This is a genomic window from Pseudokineococcus marinus, from assembly GCF_013004605.1.
Classification (GTDB): Bacteria; Actinomycetota; Actinomycetes; order Actinomycetales; family Quadrisphaeraceae; genus Pseudokineococcus; species Pseudokineococcus marinus.
This window is the reverse complement of sequence record NZ_JABEMA010000215.1, coordinates 1-5322: the sequence shown is the minus strand read 5'-3', so window position 1 is coordinate 5322 and position 5322 is coordinate 1. Positions and strand designations below refer to the sequence as shown.

Below are 5322 nucleotides of genomic sequence, written 5' to 3'. Positions count from 1 at the left end.
GTGCACCGCCGAGGCCGGCGGGGACGAGCACACGCTGACGGCGGACCGCGCGGCCGTGGCGGCGCTCATCACCGCCCGGGCCCGGGCGCGCGGCCTGCCGCCGCGGGCCGCCACCATCGCCATCGCCACGGCGGTGCAGGAGTCGGGGCTGCGGAACCTCGCCTACGGCGACCGGGACTCCCTCGGGCTCTTCCAGCAGCGCCCCTCGCAGGGCTGGGGCACGCCCGAGCAGGTGCAGGACCCGCTGTACGCCACCGACGCCTTCTACGACGGGCTGGTGGAGGTCGAGGGCTACGAGGGCCTCGACGTGACGGTCGCCGCCCAGGAGGTGCAGCGCTCCGGCTTCCCGACGGCGTACGCCGACCACGAGCCCGAGGCGCGCGCCCTGGCCTCGGCGCTCACCGGGTACTCCCCCGCGGCGCTCGTGTGCCGGCTGCCGGAGGTCGAGCCGACGGGCGAGCCGCAGGTGCCGGGGGACGACGGCCTGCTGCCGCGGGCCCGCGTCGTCGTCGAGGAGGCCGCGGCGCAGCTCGGCGAGGACCTCGTGGCCGCCGGCGACCCGGGCGCAGCACCCCCGGGCGCGGTCCTCGAGCGGGTCCACGGCGAGGACGAGGCCGGCGTGCGCGACGGCTGGGCGCTGGCGCACTGGGCCGTCGCCCGCGCCGTCGGCACCGACGTCGTCGAGGTGGCGACCGACGGTCGCCGCTGGTCGCGCGGCGAGGCCGCGTGGGTCGAGGACCCCGCGGCGCCCGGGCCGGGCGTCGTGCGCGTCACCGTCGCGGGCTGACCGAGCGACGGCCAGTCGGGCAGCGGGGCGTCGGGCAGCCGGTCGTCCAGCGGCGGGGCGCGGGCCTCAGGGCCGGGCGCCGCCCAGGTCGAGCTCCCCCGCGTCGACGAGCGCCCGCACCGCCTGGCGGCAGGTCTCGGCCGAGGACCACCGCGGCGTGAAGCCGAGCACCTCGCGTCCCCGCCGGGTGCTGCAGGAGTGGCTGCGCAGCAGGTGCGCCCGGCTCGCCTCGACGTGCTCCGGGGCGGTCACCTCGGCGAAGCGCTCCCACGTCACGAGGTCGAGGACGGCCTCCCGCCCGAACCAGGCCGCGGCGGCCCGGGCCAGGCCGCGGGAGGTCGTCGCCTGCGGCGAGACCGCGTGGAAGGCGAGGCCGGCGGCGTCCTCCCGGCGCTCGAGGACCCGCTCGTGCAGCGCCGCCACGTCGTCGGCGTGGACGTGGTGCAGCAGCTCGGAGCCGGAGCCCGGCAGGACGAGCGGCTCGCCCGCCGCCAGTCGCTGCCACACCGACGGGTCGAGGTTGCCCGCCGGGGTGATGCACGGCCAGCCCGGGCCGCTGATGTGGCCCGGGTGCACGACGGTGCTGACGAGGCCGCCGCGGCGGGTCTCCTCGAGGAGCAGCCGCTCGACCGCGTCCTTCTGCACGCCGTACTCGCCGTACGGCTCGCGGTCGTCGTCCTCGTCCATCGGCGCCACGGTGCTGTCGCCGTGGACCCACACGGTGCCGGTGTGCACGAGGTGCCCCACCCGCCCCCGCAGCCCCTCGACGAGCTGGGCGGCCGAGGACGCGGTGAAGCAGACGAGGTCGACGACGGCGTCGGGGCGCAGGTCGGCGACCCGGCCGGCGAAGGTGCCGGCGGCGTCCTCGGCCTCCCGGTCCACCTGCACCCGCTCGACGGAGGCCCACGCCGCGTCGGGCGCGTAGGGCTCGCGCGTGCCGCGGCTCATCGCGACGACCTCGTGCCCGGCGCGCACGAGGCGCGGGACGAGGGAGGTGCCGATGTGGCCCGTGGCCCCGACGACCACGACCCTCACGCGCCGCTCCCGCCGCCCCGCGCGTCGTGGAGGGCCCGGCGCTTGACGGCCTCGCCGAAGACGGACAGGCCGGCCCCCTGCAGGCACAGGCCGACGACGCCGCCGAGCACCCAGCCCGGGGCGCCCGCCCCGCGCCGCACGGCCGCGTCCCCCGTGACGCAGGCGCCGGCGCCGACGAGCGCGAGGCCCAGCGGCGCGAGCCGGGCCCACAGGCGCAGGTCGTCGTCGTCGGCCGTCAGGGCGCGCAGCGCCCGCGTGCCCGGCCCCCCGGCGGAGGGGGCCACGTCAGCGCTGGTCCATCGGCACGTAGGAGCGCTCGGGCTCGCCCACGTAGACCTGGCGGGGGCGCCCGATCTTCGTCTGCGGGTCCTCCATCATCTCCCGCCACTGGGCGATCCAGCCCGGGAGGCGCCCGATGGCGAAGAGCACCGTGAACATCCGCGTGGGGAAGCCCATGGCCTTGTAGATGAGGCCGGTGTAGAAGTCGACGTTCGGGTAGAGCTTGCGCTCGACGAAGTAGTCGTCGCGCAGGGCGATCTCCTCGAGCCGCAGCGCCACGTCGAGGCGCGGGTCGTTGACGCCGAGCTGCTCGAGCACCCGGTCGGCCGTCTTCTTGACGATCGCGGCGCGCGGGTCGTAGTTCTTGTAGACCCGGTGCCCGAAGCCCATGAGCCGGACGCCCTTCTCCTTCTTCTTCACCCGCTCCATGAAGGTGTCCACGTCGTCGCCGCTCGCGATGATGTCGTCGAGCATGGTGAGGACGGCGGAGTTCGCGCCGCCGTGCAGCGGCCCGGAGAGGGCGTGGATGCCCGCCGACACCGACGCGTAGAGGTTGGCCTGGCCGGACCCGACCATGCGGACCGTCGACGTCGAGCAGTTCTGCTCGTGGTCGGCGTGGAGGATGAAGAGCTGGTCGAGCGCCGACGCCAGCGCCGGGTCGACCTCGTAGGGCTCCGCCGGGAAGCCGAACGTCATCCGGAGGAAGTTCTCGACGAGGCCGAGCGAGTTGTCCGGGTAGAGGAACGGCTGCCCGAGGGTCTTCTTGTGCGCGTACGCGGCGATCGTCGGCAGCTTCGCCATGAGGCGGACGGTCGAGAGGTCGACGGCGCGCCGGTCGAAGGGGTCGAGGCTCTCCTCGTAGAACGTCGAGAGCGCCGAGACGGCGGAGCTGAGCACCGGCATCGGGTGGGCGTTCGAGGGGAACCCGTCGAAGAAGTTCTTGAGGTCCTCGTGGAGCAGGGTGTGGCGCCGCAGGCTCGCGGAGAAGTCCTCCAGCTCGGCCGCGCTCGGCAGGTGGCCGTAGATGAGCAGGAAGCTCGTCTCGAGGAAGGTCGAGCCCTCCGCGAGCTGCTCGATCGGGTAGCCGCGGTAGCGCAGGATCCCCGCGTCGCCGTCGATGTAGGTGATCTCGGAGCGGCACGAGGCCGTGTTGACGAAGCCCGGGTCGAGCGTGACGAGCCCTGTCTCCTTGAGCAGCCCGGAGACGTCGACGCCCGCGCTGCCCTCCGTGGCCGGCACGGTCGCCAGCGGCAGCTCGCCCCCGGCGTGCCGCAGCACGCTGCCCTCGGGTCCGGCTCCGGCGGCGTCCTGGGTCTCGGTCACGGGCGTCTCCTCGCAGCAGCGCGGCTCGGCGTGCGGGCCGCTCTCGTGGTCGTGGGGCCGCACCGCCCGCGGCGACCGGGTCGCGGCGCCGGGGCGGGGACGGCGGGGCGCCGTCTCGGGCGCCTCCCGCACGCTACCGGGCGCCGGTGACGGGCGGCGACCACGGCGGCCGCTCCGCGCCTCAGCCCGCCAGCCGCTCCGCGGCGGACGCGACCCGCTCGTCGGTGGCGGTGAGCGCCACCCGCACGTGCCGCTCGCCGGCGGCCCCGTAGAAGGAGCCCGGCGCGACGAGCACGCCGCGGTCGGCCAGGCGGGCGACGGTGTCCATGGCGGGCTCGTCGAAGGTCGTCCAGAGGTAGAGCCCGGCGTCGGAGCGCTCGACACGACCGCCGGCCGCCGTGACCGCGTCCCGCAGCACGGCCCGCCGAGCGCGGTAGCGCTCCTTCTGCTCCGCCACGTGCGCGTCGTCCCCGAGCGCCGTCCGCAGCACCTCCTGCACCGGGCGCGGGACGATGACGCCCGCGTGCTTGCGCACGCCGACGAGGTGCCGGACGAGCGCGGGGCACCCGGCGACGAACGCCGCGCGGTACCCGGCGAGGTTCGACTGCTTGGACAGCGAGTAGACCGACAGCACGCCGCGGCTGTCCCCGCCGGTGGCGCGGGGGTCGAGCACGCTCGGCGGCACGAGGTCGCCGCGCTCGTCGACGTCCACCTCGCCGGCGGCGCCACGGTCGGCGGGGGTCCAGCCCAGCTCGGCGTAGCACTCGTCCCCGGCCACGACGACGTCGTGCTCGCGGGCCCACGCCACGACCTCGGCCAGCCGGCGGACGTCGTCGACGGCGCCGGTCGGGTTCGACGGGGAGTTGAGCCAGACCAGGCGCACCCGGCCGGTGCCCCCGCCGGGCAGGTCGACGACCGGTGAGGGCAGTGACGCCACGTCGTCGAGCGGCAGCGGCGCGGCGCCGGCCAGGCGGGCGCCGACGTCGTACGTCGGGTAGGCGACGAGGGGGTGGACGACGACGTCCCCGGGCCCGAGGCCGAGCAGCGTGGGCAGCCACGCCACGAGCTCCTTGGAGCCCGGCGTCGGCATGACGCCGTCGGGGTCGAGGTCCGGCACGCCGCGGCGGCGGGCGAACCACGCCGCCACCGCCTCGCGGACGGCGGGGGTGCCCCACACCTGCGGGTAGCCCGGCGCGTCGGAGGCCCCCGCCAGGGCGTCGCGCAGCAGGGCCGGCGTCGGGTCGACGGGGGTGCCGACCGACAGGTCGACGAGGCCGCCCGGTGCTCGGCGGGCGCGCTCGGCGTGGGGGGCCAGCGCGTCCCACGGGAAGTCGGGCAGGGCCAGCCGCCCGGCCCCGCCCCCCGCGGCGGGGGGGCGGGCGCCGCCGGTGACGGCGCTCAGCTGTCGTGCTCCTGCGGCGGGAGCGCGGTGACGACGGGGTGGTCCTTGTGGATGACGCCCATCTTCGCGGCGCCGCCGGGCGAGCCGAGGTCGTCGAAGAACTCGACGTTGGCGGCCGTGAAGGCGCTCCACTGCTCGGGGACGTCGTCCTCGTAGTAGATGGCCTCGACGGGGCACACCGGCTCGCAGGCGCCGCAGTCCACGCACTCGTCGGGGTGGATGTAGAGGGCCCGGTCGCCCTCGTAGATGCAGTCGACCGGGCACTCCTCGATGCAGGCCTTGTCCTTGAGGTCGACGCAGGGCTGGGCGATGACGTACGTCACGGGTCGTGCCTCCGGGCTCTCGAGGTCGCCGGCGCACCGGGGCGCGCCGTCGGCGGAACGGTGGGTCAATCTACCCGGCGGGGCGGCGCTCGCCCCGCCGGACCGCCCCGCGGGACGGCGCGCGCCGCAGGGCCGCGGGGCGGAGCGGGAGTCGGGGTGGGCCGCCGTGGCAC

General features: G+C 76.5%; 6 protein-coding genes. 1 reads left to right on the top strand and 5 read right to left on the bottom strand.

Translation table 11 applies throughout. The features are described 5' to 3' along the window. On the top strand, positions 1 to 787 hold a 787-nt coding region (locus HLB09_RS17860), incomplete at its 5' end, for a hypothetical protein (RefSeq protein ID WP_409373006.1). Positions 788 to 853: 66 nt separating this feature from the next. Here the strand turns inward: HLB09_RS17860 and HLB09_RS12445 are convergent. The 5 genes from HLB09_RS12445 to fdxA form a co-directional block, all read right to left on the bottom strand. Next, positions 854 to 1822: an NAD-dependent epimerase/dehydratase family protein gene (locus HLB09_RS12445; RefSeq protein ID WP_171203676.1), complete on the bottom strand. Its 969-nt coding sequence runs from the start codon at positions 1820 to 1822 to the stop codon at positions 854 to 856. Next, positions 1819 to 2106 carry a hypothetical protein gene (locus HLB09_RS12440; protein WP_171203675.1) on the bottom strand — a complete coding sequence of 96 codons (288 nt, stop codon included), beginning with the start codon at positions 2104 to 2106 and terminating at the stop codon, positions 1819 to 1821. Before HLB09_RS12440 ends, HLB09_RS12445 begins: the two co-directional genes overlap by 4 nt. Before the next feature lies 1 nt (position 2107). Further along, a complete protein-coding gene (locus tag HLB09_RS12435; protein ID WP_171203674.1) occupies positions 2108 to 3424 on the bottom strand; it encodes a citrate synthase in 1317 nt (438 codons plus the stop codon). A gap of 181 nt (positions 3425 to 3605) precedes the next feature. Next, positions 3606 to 4826, bottom strand: a complete 1221-nt coding sequence (gene dapC, locus HLB09_RS12430) for a succinyldiaminopimelate transaminase (RefSeq protein ID WP_339576736.1) — start codon at positions 4824 to 4826, stop codon at positions 3606 to 3608. Next, a complete protein-coding gene (gene fdxA / locus HLB09_RS12425) occupies positions 4823 to 5149 on the bottom strand; it encodes a ferredoxin (RefSeq protein WP_298806218.1) in 327 nt (108 codons plus the stop codon). Before fdxA ends, dapC begins: the two co-directional genes overlap by 4 nt. Between the last annotated feature and the right edge of the window lie 173 nt (positions 5150 to 5322).